The sequence below is a fragment of the Janthinobacterium saanense genome (assembly GCF_014200675.1).
Lineage (GTDB): Bacteria > Pseudomonadota > Gammaproteobacteria > Burkholderiales > Burkholderiaceae_D > Janthinobacterium.
Genome location: NZ_JACHCI010000004.1, coordinates 414,635 through 435,672, shown reverse-complemented (window position 1 = coordinate 435,672; position 21,038 = coordinate 414,635). Strand labels below are relative to the sequence as shown.

Sequence of the window (21,038 nt, the reverse complement as noted above, 5' to 3'; positions counted from 1 at the left end):
TACGGCTTCCCGCCCCGCTTGCGCAGGCATCTGACGCTGTGCTTTCTGCATCGACATATCGGATTGACTCCTATTCGTTCGGTCCTTCGCCTAAGGGGTCGAGCCTTCCCGGCGCTACCTTCGGCTACTATGACCTCTGCTGAGACCCCGCTCCGGCTTTCACCGTCGCCCTTTCAGGCACAAGGCGGGGCGTCCCCAGGTAAGGGCCGCACTCCTTCATCACACAACCGCTGCATTTACGCCACCTCTCCTTGACCACAAGAGCTTCGCGGTTTATGGCCCGCTCGCCCTGATCGGCAGCGCCTTCTATGCAGTTCTTGTTCATCGGCTCATGATTTATGCTCCACGCTTCCTTCCCACGGTCAGTTACCCTCCCGCAGTTGCGCTTCACTTCGCTCACTGTGGTCAGCTCGCGGCGGGACTTGCACCCGCAGGAGTGCGCCCATGCTGGGCGCACCATAAAAAAACGGCGCAAGCTCAAGCTTGCGCCGTTTTTAATGCAGGTTAGCGGTTAAACCGCCGATACGTCCAGCTCGGCGCCCGTGGCTTCCTGGATCTGCTCTTTCGTCACGCCAGGCGCCAGCTCCACCAGTTTCAAGCCTTGCGGCGTGACATCGATCACGCCCAGGTCGCTGATGATGACGTCGACCACGCCCACGCCCGTCAGCGGCAAGTCGCATTGTTTCAGCAACTTGTGCGAGGTCGTGCCATCCTTGGCCGTGGCCACGTGTTCCATCAGCACCACCACGCGCTTGACGCCGGCCACCAGGTCCATCGCGCCGCCCATGCCCTTGACCATCTTGCCTGGAATCATCCAGTTCGCCAGGTCGCCTTTTTCCGACACTTGCATGGCGCCCAGGATGGCCAGGTTGATCTTCCCACCACGAATCATGCCAAACGAGTCGGCCGAGCTGAAGTAAGCAGAACCGGGCAAGGCCGTCACCGTCTGCTTGCCGGCGTTGATCAAGTCGGCATCGACTTCATCGTCGGTGGGAAACGGACCGATGCCCAGCAAGCCGTTTTCCGACTGCAGGAACACTTCGATATTGTCCGGCACATAGTTGGCCACCAGGGTAGGCAAGCCTATGCCCAGGTTCACATAAAAGCCGTCCTGCAGCTCTTTTGCCGCGCGTGCGGCCATTTGATCTCTCGTCCAAGCCATGATAATTATCTCCGTCTGTTCTATTTAGTCGGCGCGCACGGTGCGCTGCTCGATGCGTTTTTCCGGGTTCGCATTGACCACGATGCGGTGCACGAAGATGCTCGGGGTGTGGACGTGGTCGGGGTCGATCTCGCCCACTTCGACCAGCTTTTCCACTTCCACGATGGTGATCTTGCCGGCCATGGCCACGTTCGGATTGAAGTTGCGCGCCGTCTTGCGGTACACCAGGTTACCGGCGCGGTCGGCCATATAGGCTTTCACCAGGGCTACATCGGCCACCAGGCTGCGTTCCATCACGTATTGCTCGCCGTCGAATTCGCGAATTTCCTTGCCATCGGCAACGATGGTGCCCACGCCCGTCTTGGTGAAGAAGGCGGGAATACCGGCGCCGCCGGCGCGCAGCTTCTCGGCCAGGGTGCCTTGCGGCGTGAATTCCAGTTCCAGTTCGCCGGCCAGGTACTGGCGCGCGAATTCCTTGTTTTCGCCCACGTAGGAAGCGATCATCTTCTTGATCTGGCGCGTGGTGAGCAATTGACCGAGGCCAAAGCCGTCCACGCCCGCGTTATTTGAAATGGCCGTCAAACCCGTCACGCCGGAATCGCGCAAGGCGGCGATCAGGGCTTCGGGTATGCCGCACAGGCCGAAGCCGCCGACGGCGATGGTCTGGCCATCTTGGACGATACCGGCCAGCGCCGAGGCGGCGTCAGGATAAACTTTATTCATGGGTGTCCCTCTATTCGTTAAGCGCGCTATTGTTAAGCACGCTATTTTGCGGTTCTATGACAGTTCTATGCATGAGTCTGCGACTCTTGCCGCAAGTGAGCATAAAATACGCCAGTCGAAAGTACAATACCGTAGAACTACCGGCGCCGGGCCGGCTATCCACCTGTGAGAGTGACGTACATCAGATGATGAATGTGAATGCAGCGCCAGCAGCCATCGATTATGAAAGCATCTTCCTGCACGCACCGGTCGGCATGTGCATGTCGGAGCAACGCATCATACGCAGCTGCAACGAGGCGCTGGCCGCCATGTTCGGTTATGCACGCACCGAACTGGTGGGCCAGTCCTTCCAGGTACTCTACCCTACGCTCGATGAATTCCTGCGCACGGGTGACCGCATCATCCCCATCATGAACGCCAAGGGGCGCTATTCAGATGAGCGCATCATGCGCCGCAGCAACGATGAATTATTCTGGTGCCACGTCACGGGCCACGCCATGCTGCCCACGGACCCGCTGGGGCCAGGCATCTGGACGTTTGAAGATGTCAGCGAAAAGCGGCCGGTGACGGCGGAACTGACGCCGCGCGAACGCGAAATCGCCGCGCTGCTGGTGGAAGGCAAGACCAGCAAGCTGATCGCCCGCCAGATCGACCTCAGCCCCCGCACGGTAGAAATGCACCGCGCCAGGCTGATGCGCAAGTTCTCGGCTGCTACCTCGTCAGAACTGGTGCACAAGCTGGCGGGCGTGCAACTGTAAAGTGCGGCGTTAAAACGTGCTCATGCCGCCATCGGCGGAGATAATGGCGCCATTGATAAAGTGCGAATCCTCGCCTGCCAGCAATAACAACAGGCCATCGAGGTCTTCCGGCTTGCCCGGGCGTTTATTGGGCAACATCTCGATCAGCTTCTTGCCCTGCTCGCTGGCAAAGTAATCTTCATTGATTTCGGTTGAAATATAGCCTGGGCAAATCGCATTCGTGTTGATGCCGTACTTGCCCCACTCCACCGCCATGGCGCGCGTCATGTGCACCATGCCGGCCTTGCTCATGCAATACACGCCGATTTGCGGCAGCACTTGCAAGCCCGCCATCGAAGCGATATTGATGATGCGGTGCTGTTTTTTTGGGTCGCCCTTGGCGCGCGCGATCATCCGCTTGGCCGTTTGCTGGGCCACGAAGAACGATCCGCGCAGATTGGTGTCCATCACAAAGGAGTAATCCTCGGGTGTGACGTCAACCAGACGCTGGGTGGTCGAGACGCCGGAATTGTTTACCAGGATATCGATCGGACCGGCTTCCGTTTCCGCATGCGCAATGGCTGACTTGATGCTGGCGTAATCGGTCACGTCCAGCGCCACCACATGCGCGGCACCGCCATCGGCTTCGATCTCGGCGCGCAATTCCTTCAGGCGTTCGGTGCGGCGCGAGGCCAGCACGACTTGGGCGCCGGCTTGCGCCAGCACTTTCGCAAAGCGCGCGCCGAGGCCGCTCGATGCACCGGTAATCAGGGCGATCTTGCCCTCGAAGTTGACTTCTATGCCCACGAGCTACTCCTGTTTTGTTTTAGATAACACCCTGCACGCTGTCCATGGAAAACGGCCAGAAACCGGCACGCCACAGCTGGGCATGAGTAAACGCCATCATTACACAAAATGCCCGGATTTAGATTGCGGCGTGGGGCAATGTCACGCAAAATGGCGCCAAAGTTGCAATCCTCGCCAAAAACAAGCACACTCGTGCTTAAATTTTCCACGAAGATGCTCCACTCACTAATTTAGTCACTATAAAACGAGACCATGACACAACCCAATAACTTAGTTGAACAATACGGACCGCGCGAGGCCATGGAGTATGACGTCGTCATCGTCGGCGGCGGTCCGGCCGGCCTGGCGGCGGCGATCCGCTTGAAACAGCTGGCGGCTGAAAAAAATCAGGAAGTATCCGTTTGCGTGCTGGAAAAAGGCGGCGAACTGGGCGCGCACATTTTGTCGGGCGCCATCATGGACCCGAAAGCGCTGACCGAACTGATCCCGAACTGGAAAGAACTGGGCGCCCCGCTCAATACGCCGGTGACGGAAGACCGCATCCTGTTCCTGACCGAAACCAAAGCCTATAAAACCCCGAACTTCGCCGTGCCGGCCTGCTTTGAAAACCATGGCAACTACATCGTCTCGCTGGGCAATGTGGTGCGCTGGATGGGCCAGCAGGCGGAAAACCTGGGCGTGGAAATTTTCCCCGGTTTCCCTGCCGCTGAAATCCTGTACAACGACGATGGTTCCGTGAAAGGCGTGGCGACCGGCAATATGGGCGTCAAGCGCGATGGCGAGCCTGGCCCCGACTTCCAGCTGGGCATGGAATTGCACGCCAAGTACACCCTGTTCGCCGAAGGCGCGCGTGGCCACCTGGGCAAGCAATTGATGGCCAAATACGACTTGAACGCTGGCAAGGACCCGCAATCGTATGGCATCGGCATCAAGGAACTGTGGGAAATCGACCCTGCCCTGCACCAGCCTGGCCTGGTGATCCACTCAACCGGCTGGCCGCTGGATGCCAAAACCTATGGCGGCTCCTTCCTGTATCACCTGGAAAACAACCAGGTGATGGTCGGCTACGTGGTCGGCCTGGCCTATGAAAACCCGTATCTGTCGCCGTACGAGGAATTCCAGCGCTATAAAACGCATCCGGAAATCCGCAAATTCTTTGAAGGCGGCAAGCGCGTATCGTATGGCGCGCGCGCCATCACGGCCGGCGGCCTGCAGTCCCTGCCGAAACTGGTGTTTGCCGGCGGCGCGCTGGTCGGCTGCGACGCGGGCTTTTTGAACATGAGCCGCATCAAGGGCAGCCACGCCGCCATCAAGAGCGGCATGCTGGCGGCCGAAGCGGCGTTTGGCGCGCTGGGCGAACAGCGCCAGCACGATGAACTGGCCAGCTACCCTGAGGCTTTCGAAAAATCGTGGCTGCATGAAGAACTGCACGTGGCGCGCAACGTCAAGCCATGGCTGTCGAAAGGCCTGTACCTGGGCAGCCTGATGACGGGCATCGACCAGATCATCTTCCGCGGCAAGGCGCCTTGGACCCTGCACCACACGCATGGCGACCACGAATGCCTGAAGCCGGCCGCCCAGTCGAAACAGATCGTGTATCCGAAACCGGACGGCAAGCTGACCTTCGACAAGATGTCGTCGGTGTTCATCTCGAACACCAACCACGCCGAAGACCAGCCCATCCACCTGACGTTGAAAAACGCCAGCGTGCCGGTCGACGTCAACCTGGCGACCTATGCGGGCCCGGAAGCGCGCTACTGTCCGGCAGGCGTGTATGAATTCGTGAAAAACGACGACGGCGCCGAACGCCTGCAGATCAATGCGCAGAACTGCGTGCACTGTAAAACCTGCGACATCAAGGACCCGACGCAAAACATCGTCTGGATCACGCCGGAAGGTGGCGGTGGACCGAATTATCCGAATATGTAATTTGCAATATTCTCATAACGCCAGCTGATCTGCACACGGCGCGCCACTTTCCAGTGGCGCGCTGTTTTTTCATCACGACAGCATGCCTGGCCCTGCTGACAGGTATTAGCAACATAAAGTTTGCATTGAAACAGCATTTGGCATAAAAATTCCGACAGGAAAGTTTCTCATAAGCACTGTCAACAGTTACAATTCCTGTTGATCAACATTTCAGTGCCTCCCCATGACAGCGAATGCTCCGCCCGTAGCGCCACTAGAAACCGAATTACAGCAGGCGATCGCTGAACACCAGGCCGGACGCTACGCAGAGGCGGAAGAACTTTACCTATCCATTCTACAAGTGCAGCCGTATCACGCCATCGCCAACCACAACCTGGGTTTGCTTGCTGGGCAAGTAGGCCAATACGAAGCCGGCTTGCCGTATTTGCACAAGGCGCTGTCGGTCGAACCGGACGAGGGCCAATTCTGGCTGTCCTATGCGAATGGTCTTTTGCAGGCAGGACAGGCTGCCGAGGCGCTCGACATTATCGATACGGCGATCGGCCGGGGCCTGGACAATGACAGCTCGCAACTCCTGCGCCAACGCGTGATGCAGGCTATTGCAGAGGCTGCCCTCTCGCCCTCCCAGGAAGACAAGGAACACATCGTCAAGCTGTATCACAGCGGCGATTTCGCACAGATGGAAAGCGCTTGCCGCGATTTGCTGGAGAAATTTCCCGAGTCTTCCTTTGGCTGGAGCGTGTTAGGAACGGCCTTGCAGGTTCAGGGCAAAGATGCGCTCGCGGCCCTGCACAAGACGGTGAAACTCACGCCATACGATGCCCAGGCGCATGGCAATCTGGGCAATGCATTGCAAGACATCAGCCACATGGATGCCGCCATCGACAGCTATCTGCGGGCGCTGGAGATCGATCCGGAATTTGCCGAGGCACACAGCAATCTGGGTAGCGCCCTGCAGTCGCAAGGACGCCATCAGGAAGCATCGGCCAGCTACCAGCGCGCGCTGGCCATACGCCCGGATTATGCCAAGGCGCATTTCAACCTGGCGAACACCTTGAAGACACAAGGCAAGCTTGAGCAGGCGGCCAATAGCTACCGCAGCGCACTGGAATTCATGCCGCACGATACAGAGGCGCACTTCCAGCTCGGGGAAATCTCGCATGCGCTTGGCCATTTCGACGAAGCCGCCAGCAGTTTCCGCGCCCAATTGCAGATAACGCCGCTCGACGCCAGGGCCCATGCTGGCCTGGGTGCAGCGCTGCAGGGCACGGGGCAGCTGGAAAATGCCGTCGCCAGCTACCGTCGTGCGGCAGAACTCGATCCGGCAATCGACATGCTGTATCACAATATGGCGTTGGCCCTGCACTCGCTGGAGCAATATGACGCCGCGGTAGACGCCTACCGGCAGGCATTGGCCACCGCAGCCGATTGCGCGCCATTGCATACGCGCCTGGCCGAAGCCTACCGGGCCCTGGGCCAGACTGAGGCAGCGGTGGCTTGCTACCGCGAGGCAGCCAGGCTGCATTCGGATGATATCAATATCCATATCAATCTCGGCGTCTGCCTGAATAACCTCGGGCATGCCGGGCAGGCAATCGACAGCTATCGCCGGGCCCTGCACATCGATGGCAATTCCATCATCACCCTGAACAATCTGGGCGTTGCACTACTGGACCTGCATCAGTTCGAAGAAGCCATCACGCTCCAGCAGCACGCAATCAGGATCAGCCCCGATTCGGAGATCGCCCATTGCAACCTTGGTGCTTGCCTGCAAGCATTGGGGAAATTTGAAGAAGCCGAAGCCAGCTACCGCCAGGCCCTGGCCCTGCGACCCGATTACATCATCGCCCATAACAATCTGTGCACCACCCTGCAACACCTGGGCCGGCACGAGGAAGCGCTGCAAGTGTGCCTACGCGTGCAGGAACTGGGACTGGACACTGCAGAGTTCCATTTTAATATTGCCAATTCCCTGCAGGCGCTCAGTCAGACGGATGCAGCAAAAACGCATTACCTGATGGCACTGGAGCGCAATCCAGATTTTGCCGAAGCCCATGTTAACCTGGGCGCTTTGCTGCAACAGCAAGGCCAGGGCGAACAGGGCATGGCCCATATCCGGCAAGCTTTGCAAGCCAAACATGGCCACTATACGATGGCGCACAGCAATCTGCTGTTTAGCCTCAGCCATAGTGACACGGCAGATGCCGACACGCTGTTTGCCGAACACTGCCGTTATGGCGCACTGATTGAAGCCAGTCTCGATGGTACAGCCGCCAGCCGGCCATTTTCGAATACGCAAGAACCTGAACGGCGCCTGCGCATCGGCCTGGTTTCTGGCGACTTCAACAACCACGCCCTCGCCAGCTTTCTCGCTCCCGTGCTCACAGTGCTGGCAGGCAACCCGAATCTGGCACTGTACGCCTATTACAACAAGATCATGGAGGATGCCGATACGGAGAAACTGCGCGCCTGCATGGATGAGTGGCGCAATGTGACCGCCCTGAGCGACGACGCCCTGGAAAAGCTGATACGCACGGACGCCATCGACATTCTGATCGACCTCTCGGGCCATTCGGCAGCCAACCGCTTGCCCGTCTTTGCGCGCAAGCCGGCACCTGTCCAGGTCAGCTGGATGGGCTACCCGGGCACGACTGGCTTGCGGGCCATGGATTACTTTCTGAGCGACAACAAAATCTTGCCAGCGGGTCAGTTCGATCATCAGTTTCTTGAAAAAATCGTCCACTTGCCCATCAGCGCCCCGTTTACGCCCTATGGCGGCAGCGCCGGCATCAGCCCTTTGCCAGCACTGGCCAACGGCCATGTGACGTTTGGCAGCTTCAACCGTGCCAACAAGCTCAATCGCAAGGTGATCGCCCTATGGGCGCAAGTGCTGCGGGCCTTGCCAAATTCAGTCATGCTGCTGGCCGGACTCAATGGCGATGAACGCGACGATTATCTGCGCGCATGGTTTGCCGAAGAAGGCATCGACAATACGCGGCTGCGCTTCCACGCACGTGGCAACATGGACGAGTATATGCAATTGCACCATCAGGTGGACGTGTGTCTGAATACCTTCCCCTACACGGGCACCACCACGTTATGCCACGCCCTGTGGATGGGCGTGCCAACCCTGAGCCTCAGCGGCAGCACCATCCCTACCCGCGCGGCGGCAGCTTACCTGGGGCATCTGGGCCTGGAAGCGTTTGCGGCCGACGATGAGGAAAATTTCGTCAACAAGGGCATTTTCCTGTCGCAAAATATTTCCGCGCTAGCCCACCTGCGCGCCACCCTGCGCGAACGCCTCCTGCAAGCGCCGATCACCAAGCCGGCGCTGGTGACGCAAGGTCTCGAGCGCTCCTTGCGCATCATGTGGCGCCGCTGGTGCGCGCAATTACCCCCTCTCTCCTTTGATGCCATGCATCATGATCAGCAACCAGGAACAGCCAAGGAATCCACGCCATGAGCACACACGACACCCTGCAAGAAAAAGGCTACCCCGTACTCGATCATGATCAGTATGCACGTAGCCAGCCAGCCGATGATTTCTGGGCGCAGATCAAGCGTACGGTCAATGGCAAGCCTGTCACTGAAGAACAAATCGCACTGATCGTGACGACAATCAAGAACAATCTCGGCTTGCACGCCGACGATGTACTGCTCGACTTAGCTTGCGGCAACGGCGCATTGTCGACCCGCTTGTTCGATCGCTGCCAGGAATTTGTTGGCGTGGACTTGTCCAGCTATCTGATTTCCGTCGCCAGGCAGCACCATGAAATCGCGCCACGCTATACCTTCCAGGAACAAAGCGCGGATGATTATGTGCGGACAGAGCCTCAACCAGAGCGCTTTTCAAAAGTCCTGTGCTATGGCAGCTTCTCGTATTTTTCCGCTGAGGCGGCGCAGGCGGTTCTGCAATTGCTGTTCCAGCGTTTCAGCCAGGTCGAAAAAATCTACCTGGGCAACTTGCCAGACCGCGACCGGCTCGACCTGTTTTACAAGGAAAATCGCCCCAGCGATGCTGAACTGTCCGACCATGCTTCGCGTATCGGCATCTGGCGCAGCAAGGACGAATTTGCCGCACTGGCCCACGCCGCTGGCTGGCACACCCAGTTTGTCTCTGCCGATCCCCGGTTTTATGCGGCGCACTACCGCTACGACGTCATCCTGAGCCGCTAACACGGCACCTTGTCCATGAAAAACTCCATCGCCGACCTGGCGCTGTTTGGTGGCAACAGCCTCTTTGCCACGCCAAAATCGACCTCCAATCTGGTGCGCCCCGATATCGAGCATTTTCTCGCGTATTCGAAGCAGTTCCACGCACAGCGCCAATACACCAACAATGGCCCGCTGGTGCGGCAATTGGAAAAACGCCTGGCGGCATTTCACCAGACCGAGTATTGCGTCACCTTCTGCAGCGGCTTCTGGGCCCTGGTGCTGGCCATTTCCAGCCTGGCGCGCAAGGGCAAGAGCGAAATCGTCATGCCTTCGCTGACATATCGCCGCATGGCCGACATCGCGGCCTGGAACAACTTGAAACCGCGCTTTTGCGAGGTCGATCCGCACACCCTGGCCATGGACAGGGCCAGCGCCGAAGCGTGCATCAATGATGATACGGCGCTGATCCTGTGCGTGCATCCCATCGTCAACTGCTGCGACACCGAAGGCGTGGCCGCACTCGCGCGTGAAAGGCAAATCCCGCTGCTGTTCGACGCGGTGGAATCGGTCTACGAAAGCCAGGCGGCAGGCAAGGTGGGACAGTTTGGCGATGCAGAAATTTTTTCCCTGCATGCAAGCAAACTAATCAATGGATTTGAGGGTGGCTACCTGACCACCAATCACCGGCAGTTGGCCGAGGATCTGGCCCTGATGCGCGGCTTTGGCTTCAAACAAGTCGACCATATCGCCGTAGCGGGCGGCATGAATGCCAAGCTGAACGAAGTCCATGCAGCCATGGCCTTGGCCAGTCTGGATGACCTGGAACAACAAGTGGCCCGCAATCGCGCGCGCTACCGCCTATATCAATCGCTGCTGCAGCCGATTCCAGGCCTGCAATTGCTTGAATTTGATGAAACACAGGCTACCAGCTATAAGAATATCGTGGTCCGTCTGGAGGCCAGCTGGCCACTGAGCCGCGCAGATACCTTGCGCATCCTGCATGCCGAGAAAATCGTCGCTCGTCCTTATTACTCACCTGCGCTGCACCAGAAAGCCATGGCCTATGCGCACATCCCTGCAGACCTGCCCGATACAGACAAGTTGTCCGGCGAATTCATGCTGCTGCCTTGCGGCCACCATGTGGATGAGCACGACATTCGGCAAATTGCAGCACTGCTCACCATGCTGCAGCAGCACGCGGCATCGATCAACCAAGAGCTGGAGGCGGCATGAGCCCATCGACGTTTGCCCTGCTGGGCGCAGCACCGGCATTTGAAAAACAATTGCCCGTTGGGCAACTATATTTCCCTGCGTGGGAGCGTTATGAAGCCGCCTTCCGTGACATCTTCGAACGCCAGTACTATACCAACCAGGGTCCGCTGACGGTCGAACTGGAAAACCGGCTGCAAGACTTCCTCGGCGTACGCCATGTCATTTGCGTCAGTAATGCCACGATCGGCCTGATGATGGCAGCCGAAGCCATGCAGCTGCGCGGCAAGGTGATACTGCCCGCGTTCACCTTTGTCGCCTCGGCCCAGTCGCTCAGCTGGACCGGCATCGAGCCCGTATTCTGCGACGCTGACCCGGTCACCGGCCAGATCGCACTGGAGCAGATCGAAGCGCTGATCGACGACGACGTCACTGCCATCATGGGTGTCAACCTGTGGGGCGGCGCCTGTGACCCGGTAGCGCTGGAAGCCCTGGCGCACAAACACGGCATCCAGCTCTATTTCGACTCCGCACATGCGTTCGGCTGTGTCGTGGGCGAGCGGAAAATTGGCAATTTTGGCCAGCTTGAAGTATTTTCCTTCCACGCAACGAAGATCCTCAGTGCCAGCGAAGGCGGCTGCGTGTGCACCAATGACGACACACTGGCTGCGCGCCTGCGCAATATACGCAGCAGCTATGGCGCCGGCCACGCGGTACCGGTCATCAAGACCTCGAATGGCCGCATGTCCGAGGCACAGGCAGCCATTGCACTGATGAGCCTGGAAGACTTCCCGCGCAACCAGCAAAACAATCTGGCGCAATTCCAGGCCTATACGGAAGGCTTGCGCGACATTCCCGGCATCACCGTGACGCCGCCCAGCGGCGTAAGTTTTTCCAACTATCAATACCTGGTATGCAGCGTCGATGCCGCCGGCTTTGGCCTGTCGCGCGACCAGCTGGTGGCACTGCTCAAGGCGGAAAACGTCTTGGCCCGCCGTTATTTTTATCCAGGCATCCATCGCTGCATTCCATATGCGCAGCAGTTCCCCGCGTATCAGGAGCGCCTGCCGCAAACCGACGAACTGTGCGCCAGCAGCATGCAACTGCCGATAGGGGCGCTGCTGACCCTTGATGATATCGCGCGCATCTGCCAATTGCTGGCGCGGGCGCAACAGCACGCGGGCGAAATCAGCCTGCATATGCGGACATAATATGCTGGAGAAAGTCACGCTCGGCATCATGCAGCCGTATTTTTTCCCCTATCTCGGTTACTTCGATTTGATCAACCGCAGCGACCGCTGGATCGTTTTCGATGTGGTACGTTACGCGCCCAAGAGCTGGATGAACCGGAACCGCATCCTGCATCCCTCGGAGGGCTGGCAGTATGTCAGCGCACCGGTCGACCGGCATGCCGGCACTGGCCTCATCAAGGACGTGACGCTCATTACGCCACAAGCGGCGCATGACAAGATCCAGGGCCAGATTCTGCACTACCGCGTAGCAGGTGCACCGTATTTCGACGCCGTCTCGGCCTTGATCAGCCAGAGTTTCGCCGGCACCGCCAGCGGCCTGCTGCGCGACTTGAACGTGGCAACGCTGGCGGCTACCTGCGCCTATCTTGAAATCCCGTTCCAACCGCAAAACCTGTCGGATCTAGACCTGCACCTGCCAGAGATAGCACATGCCGGAGCCTGGGCGCTGGAAATTTCTGATGCGCTCGGCGCCCAGGCTTACCTTAATCCGCCCGGCGGCAAGGATATTTTCCACCCCGCCGAATGGGAACAGCGTGGCATCGAACTGGGCTTCACGGAACTGGTCTCGTTCACCTACCCCACGCGGCGCTATCAATTTATCGAGCATCTGTCGATTATCGATGTACTGATGTGGAATCCCCCCGCCACAGTGAAAGCCTATCTGGACAGCCGCAAATCCGCAAAAACGGCATAGCTCCTGCCGCACTGGCGGCAGGAATGCGTAAGCGCCGCGCGCATAAAGAAATAAAAAATTTCTATAAAGCATTTAATAAAGACATGCATGCAGTCGTCTTGTACTGAAGAGAGCACAGTGCATCGTTGCTCCGGAACCAACCCATCCTTAGGAGCCATACCATGCTGAGCCTTCACACTAACAACGCATCCCTGTCCGCACAAAATTCGATCGCCAAGACCCAATCGCAATTGTCGACCTCGATGACCCGCCTGAGCACCGGCTTCCGCATCAACTCGGCAATGGACGACGCTGCCGGCCTGCAAATCGCAACCCGCCTTAAAGCACAAACCAGCGGCATGACCGTTGCCATGAGCAACACCCAAAACAGCACCTCGATGCTGCAAACGGCTGAAGGCGCTTTCAACGAAGTGACCAACATGCTGGTCCGCATGAAAGACCTGGCCACCCAGGCAGCTGACGTTTCGTCGAACCAGGACGACAAAAACGCCATGCAAGCAGAATTCGATGCTCTGGGTAAAGAACTGTACAACGTCATGAACAAAACCACGTTCGGCGGCAGCAGCCTGCTGAGCGGCGGCACTCTGGCATCGAGCATGACGTTCCAGATCGGCGCCAGCGCCGGCGAAACGATGAACCTCGACGTATCGACCAAAATGGCATCGCTGGCCAGCGCACTGGGTACCGCCGTCGGTACTTACGCTGCAACCGCACCATCGGCCGCCGGTACCGAAATCGCTTCGGGCACCGCTGCCAACGGCGCGATCACCGCACTGTCGGGCCTGATCGACAACGTTGGTGAAATCCGCTCGGCACTGGGCGCTGCCGCCAACCGCCTGGACCACGTCAACAACAACCTGTCGAACATCTCGACCAACACCAAAGCTGCTACCGGCCGTATCATGGATACCGACTACGCTACGGAAAGCTCGAACATGACTTCGTCGCAAATGTTGCTGCAAGCTGGCACCGCGATGCTGAAACAATCGAACAGCATGTCGCAAATGGTTATGTCCTTGCTGCAATAACCATCCGCATCCAGGCCTGATCGGCCTCGATACAACAAAGCCAGCTGCATATGCAGTTGGCTTTTTTTGTAGCAATTCACCTTGCAAAAAAATATCGATATAACAAGCGCAAAAAAATAATCATAAAAATTTCCATAAAGCATTTAATAAACAGATGAACATGGTCGTCTTGTACTGAGGAGAGCACGATGCATCGCTGCTCCAGAATTAATTTACCCTTAGGAGCTACACCATGCTGAGCCTTCACACCAACAACGCCTCCCTGTCCGCACAAAATTCGATCGCCAAGACCCAATCCCAGCTGTCGACTTCGATGACGCGCCTGAGCACCGGCTTCCGCATCAACTCGGCAATGGACGACGCTGCTGGTCTGCAAATCGCAACCCGCCTGAAAGCACAGACGAGCGGCATGACCGTTGCCATGAGCAACACCCAAAACAGCACCTCGATGCTGCAAACGGCTGAAGGCGCTTTCAACGAAGTGACCAACATGCTGGTCCGCATGAAAGACCTGGCCACCCAGGCAGCTGACGTTTCGTCGAACCAGGACGACAAAAACGCCATGCAAGCAGAATTCGATGCCCTGGGCAAAGAACTGTACAACGTCATGAACAAAACCACGTTCGGCGGCAGCAGCCTGCTGACCGGCGGCACGCTGGCATCGAGCATGACGTTCCAGATCGGCGCCAGCGCCGGCGAAACGATGAACCTCGACGTATCGACCAAAATGGCATCGCTGGCCAGCGCACTGGGCGCCGCCGTCGGTAGCTACGCTGCAACCGCACCATCGGCCGCTGGCACCGAAATCGCTACGGGCGGCACTGCCAACACCGCGATCACCGCGCTGTCGAACCTGATCGACAACGTTGGTGAAATCCGCTCGGCACTGGGCGCTGCTGCCAACCGCCTGGATCACGTCAACAACAACCTGTCGAACATCTCGACCAACACCAAAGCTGCTACCGGCCGTATCATGGATACCGACTACGCTACGGAAAGCTCGAACATGACCTCGTCGCAAATGTTGCTGCAAGCTGGTACCGCGATGCTGAAACAATCGAACAGCATGTCGCAAATGGTTATGTCCCTGCTGCAATAATTATTGCTTGCCTGGCCGCTTGCGGCCAGTCATCGAAAGCCAGACTCCGGTCTGGCTTTTTTTTCGCCTGCATCTTGATGAAACTATATTGCTCCGCCATTTAACGATGTTGTCCACCTAGTCGCTTATACAAGATAGACCCTTTCCACCGGAGCCGCCAAGTGCTGAGCCTCTACACGAATATCGCCGCACTGGCTGCACAAAGCGCCGCCGCCCGCGCGCAAGCCATGCTTTCGACCTCGATGACGCGCCTGGCCACGGGCTTTCGCATCAATTCGGCGATGGATGATGCGGCCGGCCTGCAGATCGCCACGCGCCTGCGGGCCCAGGCCAGCGGCATGCAGGTGGCCATGCGCAATACGCAAAACAGCACCTCGATGCTGCAAACGGCGGAAGGCGCGTTTGGCGAAGTCACCAGCATGCTGATGCGCATGAAAGACCTGGCCACGCAGGCGGCCGATGCTTCGTCCAACCAGCAAGACCGCGACGCCATGCAAGGCGAATACGATGCGCTGGGCGCGGAGCTGTATAACATCATGCGCAACACCAGCTTTGGCGGCAGCAAGCTGCTGGGCAATGGCAACGCCGGCACGGGCACCCTGTCGGCCGCGATGGTCTTCCAGATCGGCGCGTCGGGCAGCGAAACCATGGGCTTCGATGTATCGGGCAAGATGGCAACGCTGAACACGGCACTGCAAAGCCTGTCCGCCCACTTCGCCGCCACGGCGGCGGCCGGCAACGAGATCAGCAGCAATGGTGGCGCGAATGGCATGATCGATCTGCTGGCCGACGCGATCAATCAAGTCGCTGGCGTGCGCTCGGCACTGGGCGCGGCTGGCAGCCGTCTCGATCACGTCAACAATAATTTGGGTAATATGGTGACCAACACCAGAATCGCGATAGGCCGCATCATGGATGTCGATTACGCCGCCGAAAGCGCAAACATGACCTCGGCGCAAATGCTGTTGCAGGCCAGCACGGCCATGATCAGGCAAAGCCAGGGCATGGCGAAACTGATCCTGTCGCTGCTGCAGCCATGATGGCGGTCAAACGCCTGTTTTTTAAATACTTTTATGTGAAAGCAGTGGCATGGCGATAGACCGTATTTCGGCAGGCAATCCCCTGCCCCTGATCACACAGCGCCTCGACGTCAGCATGGCTACGCCGATGACGCCAGGCGTGGTGCAGCCGCTAGTACCCGTCGGCCCGTATATGGCGCCTGCGCCCGATGCGGGCACCCTGCCCGCGCAATTACAGCAAGGACAAGACAGCCTGGCTGCCCTGATCAAGCCCAACGCCGATGGCAGCGGCGCCACCGCGCGCGACAGCAGCGCCATGCAAGTCAATCAACTGTTCTTTACGCGCCAGTTGGTGTGGCAGCCGCCCGACCCGGCGCAACTGGCCGCGTCCTGGCGCGTGATGGTGAAAACCTATGGCGAACAATATGCCGCCATGCAAGAACAGGCGCGCGGCCAGCATGTGCCCGGCAACCTGTTCATGGCGGAGCAACAGCCGGCGCTGCTGCGCGAAGGCCCCCGTCCGCCATTGATGCTCGATAGCGAAGCATGGCGTTTTGCCGTCTACGGCTGGGGCGGACAGCGGCTGATGCTGCGCGTGCTGGCCAGCGATGAAGATGAAGAGCACGCCCCGCCCCGGCGCCGGGCCAAGGTCGCCTTGCGCGTGGAATTGATGATTGCCGGCATAGGCCGTGTGCTGATCCAGATGGAACCCGTGGGCGACGGCGTGCTGCTGGAACTGGCGACCGAAGAAGAAGCAGCCATCCGCCATCTGCGCCTGGCCCTGCCCGAGATTGCCGAAGCCATACGGCGCGCCGGCCTGCACGTGGTGCGCTGCCGCCTGAACCGCCAGCTGCATGCGCAGCGCGTGCACGGCAATTTCCCCATGCAGGCGGCAGCCGCCTCGCTATCGCTGCCGCTGTTCCGCGCCATGGCCGAAGTGGCGCTGCTGCTGACCCAGCCTGTAGCGGAAGCGGCGGCACAGCCCGAAGAGCCAGCGCCCTTCCCCACGCCAGAACCAGAAATCATCGCCTCGAAAGAAGTGGCGGCGCCGCTGGGCTATGACTACGGGGATGGGGAAGATGGCGCGGCGCCAGGCGGGGAATTCCTGCTGCTGGCCGAGGCAAAGACAGAAGACTTGCTGCCGCCGATAGACGAACAGGACTGATCCAATAAAAAACCGGCGCATGCGCCGGTTTTTTATTTATCCCACCGTACCGATGATGCTGACTTCGCGGTTTTCCGGGATTTCGTTATACGACAGCACATGCAGCCCTGGCGCAAACAGGCGCGCGTAGCGGGCCAGCAGCGGGCGGATCTGCGGCAGCACCAGCAGCAGGGGCGGCGTGGCCTGCTGCTTCATCTGTTCGCGCGCCACCGGCATGTTCACTTGCAGTTGCGACAGCAGATGCGGGTCGATCGGGTAGTTGTCCAAGGTAATCTTGCCCGACTGGCGCGCCTGGTTCAAGGAACCGAGCAGCATGTTTTCCAGCTCGCCACCGAGGTTAAACGCCTGCATTTCCATCTTTTGGCCAAACAGGCCGGTCACGATCTGGCGCCGCAGCGCGCAGCGCACTTCGGCCGCCAGCAAGATCGGGTCCTTGGTCGTCTCGGCACTGTCGACCAGGGTGGTGGCGATCGGCACGATATCTTTCAGCGACACGTTTTCCGTCAGCAACACGCGAAATACGCGCAGCAGCTGCGTATGGGTGAGCGTCTTGTCCAGGGTGGACGCCAGCTTGGGCGACAGCGCCGTCAACCGGTCCATCATGGCCGACACGTCTTCGTGGCGGAACAATTCAGGCAGATACTCGCGCACCATCTTCGACAAGTGGGTGGCGATCACGCTAGGCGCCTCGATCACCTGGTAACCCAGGCCCAGCGCATGGGCTTTCGCGGCCGGCTCGATCCACGTCACCGGCATGCCATAGGCGGGCTCGATGCCAGGGATGCCATCGAGCTGCCCATACACATTGGGCGATGGAATCGCCATCAGCCTGTCGGCCTGCACTTCGGCCTGGGCCACCACCGTGCCTGACAGCACGATGGAATACTGTGAGGGTTTCAGCCCCAGGTCATCACGCACGCCGATAGGCGGCAACAGCAAGCCCAAGGCTTCAGACAGGCTCTGGCGCACGCCCCGCACACGTTTGTTCAGCGGTTCGCCCTGGGTTTTATCCACCATCCCAACCAGCTTGTAGCCGAGCATGACCATCAAGGGCTGGACGGCAGGCAGTTGCTGCCATTCCATCTCGGCCGGGCGGTCGTCGCGCAAGGCTGCCTCGATGGCCGCCAGGCCGGCCTGGTCCGGCTTCTTCACGCGCTGCGTCAAACGCCAGGCGACATACGCCAGCACGGCGGCAAACGTCATGAACATAAACCACGGCATGCCCGGAATCAGGGCCAGCGCCACCATCATGCCGGAGGCGCTGAAAAGCACCGTCGGCGAGGTCAGCACCTGGCCAGCCACTTGCTGTTCGAAGTCGCCCGAATCGCTGATACGGGTTACCAGGATGGCGGCCGCGGCCGACAGCAGCAGCGCCGGCACCTGCGCCACCAGGCCATCACCGATGGTCAGCAGTGCGTACTGGCGGAAAGCGTCGCCGAACGACAGGTCGTGCATCAGCGCACCGATGGCCACGCCGCCGACCATATTGATGATCAAAATCAAAATACTGGCGACGGCATCGCCGCGCACGAACTTCGACGCGCCATCCATGGCGCCATAAAAATCCGCTTCGGCTGCCACGTCCTTGCGGCGGGCCTGGGCTTTTTCCTGGTTGATCAGGCCGGCGTTCAAATCGGCGTCAATCGCCATCTGTTTACCGGGCAAGGCGTCCAGCGTGAAGCGGGCGGACACTTCCGAAATACGCTCGGCGCCCTTGGTGACGACCACGAAGTTGATGATCATCAAGATCACGAAGACCACGATACCGACCACGTAGTTGCCGCCGATCACGACATTACCGAAGGCCTCGATCACCTTACCGGCTGCGTCCGCCCCCGTGTGGCCATGCAGCAGCACCACGCGCGTGGACGCCACGTTCAGGGTCAGCCTGAGCATGGTGGTGGCCAGGATCACCGTCGGGAACACCGAGAAGTCCAGCGGCCGCTTGGCCGAAACGCTGACCAGGATGACGATCAGTGCCAGCACGATATTGAAAGTGAACAAGATATCGAGCAGCACCGGCGGCAGCGGCAAGATGATCATGGCCAGTATCACCAGCAGGAACAGCGGCGTGGCGAACTTGTGGCGGCGCATTTCAGCAACCACGCGGTTCAGGAAATTCATGTCGGTACAACCTCGCTCAGATGAGATGGCACAAGCACCTCGTTAGGAAATGGGGGCTGGGCAGCACGCTGCCCAGAACGGAATGCTTTCAGTTGCAAGATGTAGTTCAGCACTTGCGAGACAGCCTGGTACAGCTGCACGGGAATCTGCTGCTGCACCTGGCTGGTGTTATAGATGGCGCGCGCCAGCGGCGGCAATTCCAGTGTCTCGATATCATGTTCCCTGGCCACCTGCTTGATATACAGCGCCATTTCGTCGACACCCTTGGCGACGACAAACGGCGCCTCTGCGCGGTCCTGGTCATACTTGAGCGCCACGGCGTAATGCTCGGGATTGACGATCACCACGTCGGCGCCAGGAACGGTTTTGCGCACGCTGCGCCGGCCCAGCTGCTGCTGCAACTGGCGGATGCGCTGGCGCACTTCAGGCCGGCCTTCGCTGGTCTTGTGTTCTTCCTTTACATCCTTCTTGCTCATGCGCTGGTTGCGGGCAAAGAAAAATGCCTGCGCCGGCACGTCGATGATGGCAAACAGGACAAACACAAAGATCAGCGCCATCAGGCTGTCGAGCATCAGGCCGGAGCCATCGAGCATGGCTTGCTGCAAGGGCCGGTGCTGCAAATCGACGTATTGCGACAGGCTGGAGCGGCTGACATGCACCAGCACCATGCACAGCACCACCGCCTTGGCGATGGAAATCAGGAATTCGAAACCATGCTTGGGCGTAATGAGCCGCCCCAGGTTCTTGGCCGGGCTCATGCGTTCCAGCTTGGGCATCCAGTTCTTGGTGCTGATGACCCAGCCGCCTGGAATCAGGGAGCCGAGCACGACGAACAAGGGCACGCAAAACAGCGGCACGATCATCTTGATCAGCAAGCCTACCGAGGTGGTAAACGCCATCGACATGGCGTTGTCGAGCGCACCGGTACTATCGAGCGGCATGAAGGACATGGCAAACAATTCACGGAATGTTTCCAGATAGCCAGGCAACAAATAGACGAACAACTTCATGCTGATCAAAATGCCCAGCGCCGTCGACAGGTCGCGCGAACGCACCACCTGCCCTTCCTGGCGCGACTTCTTCAGCTTCTGCTGTGACGCCTTTTCTGTTTTATCACCCGTGCTGCTATCCGCCATGCGCGATCCTCATCTGTTCGGTGATCATGTCCAGCACGCGGTTGGTCATGGCGATATAGTGTTCCGGTATGAATTTCACGATCTGCGACAGCATCAGCAGGCCGAACATGGTAATCATGGAAAAACCCAGCGAAAACAGGTTCAGCGACGGCGCCACGCGGTTGAGGAAACCAAACCCCAGCTGCACCACCATGGTAGAAAATACGATCGGCAAGGCCAGCAGCATGGCGGCGGCGAAGATCCACGCCACGTTGTAGGCGACCGTCTGCAGCAGTAGCGGCCCATAGCCCTGCCCCACCGGCCAGGCATTGAAACTGGCGCCGATCACGCCCGTCAGCACCAGGTGGCCATCGACGGCAAAGAAGACGATCATGCACATGATGCTGAGCAAGCCGGAAATCACGTCCGAGGACGTACCGTTCAGCGGATCGTTCATGATGGCCATGGAAAAGCCCACCTGGCTCGATATCATATAACCGAGCACCGACATGACGGACATCGCAAAGTGAAACGCCAACCCCAGGATGAAGCCGATCACGGCCTGCTCCAGGGTGGCCACCACGGCGTACAGCGAAAACGGATCGATCTTCAGCAATTCCTGCGAGGCGCCCGAGGCCTGCATCACCGGCAGCATCAAGATCGCCAGTATCAATGACAGCAGCACGCGCACCGGCGTCGGCACCATTGCGTCACCGATCACCGGCGAGGCGCTGAGCATGGCCAGGATGCGGCAGAACGGCCACCACACAGCCAGCAGAAACGGCAGTACCTGATTGAAAATCTGATCCATGGCGCGCC

General features: G+C 59.0%; 17 protein-coding genes. 11 read left to right on the top strand and 6 right to left on the bottom strand.

Going from position 1 to position 21,038, the window contains the following annotated elements; genetic code table 11:
• Nucleotides 1-511: 511 nt before the first annotated feature.
• Nucleotides 512-1,162 (bottom strand): CoA transferase subunit B, encoded by a 651-nt coding sequence (locus tag HDE72_RS09150; protein WP_183739218.1) that lies wholly within the window; start codon nt 1,160-1,162, stop codon nt 512-514.
• Between the two features lie 24 nt (nt 1,163-1,186).
• The gene (locus tag HDE72_RS09145) at nt 1,187-1,885 is read right to left on the bottom strand and encodes a CoA transferase subunit A (RefSeq protein ID WP_183739214.1); all 699 of its coding nucleotides are present in this window, start codon (nt 1,883-1,885) and stop codon (nt 1,187-1,189) included.
• Nucleotides 1,886-2,070: 185 nt separating this feature from the next.
• Here HDE72_RS09145 and HDE72_RS09140 point away from each other — a divergent pair, with 185 nt between their 5' ends.
• Nucleotides 2,071-2,643, top strand: a complete 573-nt coding sequence (locus tag HDE72_RS09140; protein WP_409254954.1) for a LuxR C-terminal-related transcriptional regulator — start codon at nt 2,071-2,073, stop codon at nt 2,641-2,643.
• A 9-nt stretch (nt 2,644-2,652) separates the two neighbouring features.
• Here HDE72_RS09140 and HDE72_RS09135 read toward each other — a convergent pair whose 3' ends face one another.
• Nucleotides 2,653-3,429, bottom strand: coding sequence for an SDR family oxidoreductase (locus tag HDE72_RS09135; RefSeq protein WP_183739211.1), 777 nt, complete (start codon nt 3,427-3,429; stop codon nt 2,653-2,655).
• A gap of 252 nt (nt 3,430-3,681) precedes the next feature.
• Between HDE72_RS09135 and HDE72_RS09130 the strand changes: the two genes are divergently transcribed.
• From HDE72_RS09130 to HDE72_RS09085, 10 genes are all read left to right on the top strand, one after another.
• Nucleotides 3,682-5,358 carry an electron transfer flavoprotein-ubiquinone oxidoreductase gene (locus HDE72_RS09130; protein ID WP_183739208.1) on the top strand — a complete coding sequence of 559 codons (1,677 nt, stop codon included), beginning with the start codon at nt 3,682-3,684 and terminating at the stop codon, nt 5,356-5,358.
• A gap of 223 nt (nt 5,359-5,581) precedes the next feature.
• On the top strand, nt 5,582-8,821 hold the full coding sequence (locus HDE72_RS09125; protein WP_183739205.1) for a tetratricopeptide repeat protein: 3,240 nt from the start codon (nt 5,582-5,584) through the stop codon (nt 8,819-8,821).
• On the top strand, nt 8,818-9,534 hold the full coding sequence (locus tag HDE72_RS09120; protein ID WP_183739202.1) for a class I SAM-dependent methyltransferase: 717 nt from the start codon (nt 8,818-8,820) through the stop codon (nt 9,532-9,534). The genes HDE72_RS09125 and HDE72_RS09120 overlap by 4 nt, the downstream gene beginning before the upstream one ends.
• Nucleotides 9,535-9,549: 15 nt before the next feature.
• Entirely contained in the window at nt 9,550-10,746 is a 1,197-nt protein-coding gene (locus tag HDE72_RS09115; RefSeq protein ID WP_183739199.1) for an aminotransferase class I/II-fold pyridoxal phosphate-dependent enzyme, read from the top strand.
• A complete protein-coding gene (locus HDE72_RS09110; RefSeq protein ID WP_183739196.1) occupies nt 10,743-11,933 on the top strand; it encodes an aminotransferase class I/II-fold pyridoxal phosphate-dependent enzyme in 1,191 nt (396 codons plus the stop codon). The genes HDE72_RS09115 and HDE72_RS09110 overlap by 4 nt, the downstream gene beginning before the upstream one ends.
• Nucleotide 11,934: 1 nt before the next feature.
• Nucleotides 11,935-12,669, top strand: a complete 735-nt coding sequence (locus HDE72_RS09105; protein WP_221291206.1) for a WbqC family protein — start codon at nt 11,935-11,937, stop codon at nt 12,667-12,669.
• A 161-nt stretch (nt 12,670-12,830) separates the two neighbouring features.
• The gene (locus HDE72_RS09100; RefSeq protein ID WP_183739193.1) at nt 12,831-13,697 is read left to right on the top strand and encodes a flagellin N-terminal helical domain-containing protein; all 867 of its coding nucleotides are present in this window, start codon (nt 12,831-12,833) and stop codon (nt 13,695-13,697) included.
• Nucleotides 13,698-13,929: 232 nt separating this feature from the next.
• Nucleotides 13,930-14,796: a flagellin N-terminal helical domain-containing protein gene (locus HDE72_RS09095; RefSeq protein ID WP_183739190.1), complete on the top strand. Its 867-nt coding sequence runs from the start codon at nt 13,930-13,932 to the stop codon at nt 14,794-14,796.
• A 161-nt stretch (nt 14,797-14,957) separates the two neighbouring features.
• Entirely contained in the window at nt 14,958-15,836 is an 879-nt protein-coding gene (locus tag HDE72_RS09090; RefSeq protein WP_183739187.1) for a flagellin N-terminal helical domain-containing protein, read from the top strand.
• A 49-nt stretch (nt 15,837-15,885) separates the two neighbouring features.
• Nucleotides 15,886-16,980 carry a hypothetical protein gene (locus HDE72_RS09085; RefSeq protein WP_183739184.1) on the top strand — a complete coding sequence of 365 codons (1,095 nt, stop codon included), beginning with the start codon at nt 15,886-15,888 and terminating at the stop codon, nt 16,978-16,980.
• A gap of 36 nt (nt 16,981-17,016) precedes the next feature.
• Here the strand turns inward: HDE72_RS09085 and flhA are convergent, their stop codons facing one another.
• From flhA to HDE72_RS09070, 3 genes are read right to left on the bottom strand one after another with little or no spacing between them, the layout of a single operon-like run.
• Nucleotides 17,017-19,104 carry a flagellar biosynthesis protein FlhA gene (flhA, locus tag HDE72_RS09080; protein ID WP_183739181.1) on the bottom strand — a complete coding sequence of 696 codons (2,088 nt, stop codon included), beginning with the start codon at nt 19,102-19,104 and terminating at the stop codon, nt 17,017-17,019.
• On the bottom strand, nt 19,101-20,240 hold the full coding sequence (flhB, locus tag HDE72_RS09075; protein WP_183739178.1) for a flagellar type III secretion system protein FlhB: 1,140 nt from the start codon (nt 20,238-20,240) through the stop codon (nt 19,101-19,103). Before flhB ends, flhA begins: the two co-directional genes overlap by 4 nt.
• The gene (locus HDE72_RS09070) at nt 20,230-21,030 is read right to left on the bottom strand and encodes a flagellar biosynthetic protein FliR (protein ID WP_183739175.1); all 801 of its coding nucleotides are present in this window, start codon (nt 21,028-21,030) and stop codon (nt 20,230-20,232) included. The genes flhB and HDE72_RS09070 overlap by 11 nt, the downstream gene beginning before the upstream one ends.
• Nucleotides 21,031-21,038 lie beyond the last annotated feature (8 nt).